Origin of the sequence: Bradyrhizobium sp. SHOUNA76 (assembly GCF_023006445.1) — a bacterium.
In the GTDB taxonomy this organism is placed as follows: domain Bacteria; phylum Pseudomonadota; class Alphaproteobacteria; order Rhizobiales; family Xanthobacteraceae; genus Bradyrhizobium.
The window spans coordinates 1-831 of record NZ_JALBHA010001009.1 but is presented as its reverse complement, the minus strand read 5'-3'; the positions used below and the strand labels follow the sequence as shown (position 1 = coordinate 831).

The window sequence follows — 831 nt, the reverse complement described above, 5'->3', positions numbered from 1 at the left end:
CCGGCTGGCTGGCGGGCGAGACGTTGCGCCAGCGCGAGCGCCTCGGCATCGAGCTTGTCGAGCGGCACCACACGATTGGCGAGGCCCCATTCCAGCGCCGACTTGGCGGGAACGGTCTCGCCGAGCGCGAACATCTCATAAGCGCGGGCATGGCCGATGCGCGCCGGCATCAGCAGGCTGGAGGCGGCTTCCGGCACCAGCGCGAGGCTGACGAAAGGCGTCGACAATTGCGCGTTGTCGGCGAGCACGACGAGATCGCAATGCAGCAGCATCGTGGTGCCGACACCGACGGCGCGGCCTTGCACCGCGGCGACCAGCGGCTTTGTGCAGCGTGCCAGCGACTGGATGAAGCGCCATACGTTGCGGCTGCCTTCGGACTTGCCGGTTGCGACCGCGGCAAATTCGCCGACGTCGTTGCCGGCGGTGAACATGTCGCCCTCGCCGCGGATCAGGATCACGCGGGCCGACGGATCGAACTCGGCGGATTCGATTGCGTCGGCGAGCTTGCCGTACATCGCATCGGTCAGCGCGTTCTTCTTGTCGGGACGCGCCAGTGTGAGGGTGAGAATTCCACCGTTGTTCTCGATCCGGACATGCTCGGTCATCGGTCTCTCCTTTTAGTCGTCTGAACTTCTCGGAAACTTGTCTTGAATGCTCGCCAGCCAGCGCGCGACGATGTCGATCTCCGCAGCTGTAAATCCGTCCGTCAGCGCCGCATTGACCTCGGCAGCGCTGGCCTTCGCCTGCGCCAACGCGGTCCGTCCCTTCGGCGTCAGCCAGATCCGCCAGGCGCGTCCGTCCTCGCGATCGGGCCGCCGCTCGATCAGCTTC

Annotated in this window: 2 protein-coding genes; both read right to left on the bottom strand. The window is 66.1% G+C overall.

Annotated features, from left to right (window positions below; all coding sequences use genetic code 11):
* A partial coding sequence (locus MOV74_RS39335; protein ID WP_246933009.1) for an enoyl-CoA hydratase-related protein occupies positions 1-605 on the bottom strand: 605 nt, incomplete at its 3' end.
* A gap of 12 nt (positions 606-617) precedes the next feature.
* Positions 618-831 (bottom strand): MarR family winged helix-turn-helix transcriptional regulator (locus MOV74_RS39330; protein ID WP_246933007.1); only part of this gene is annotated, 214 nt, incomplete at its 5' end.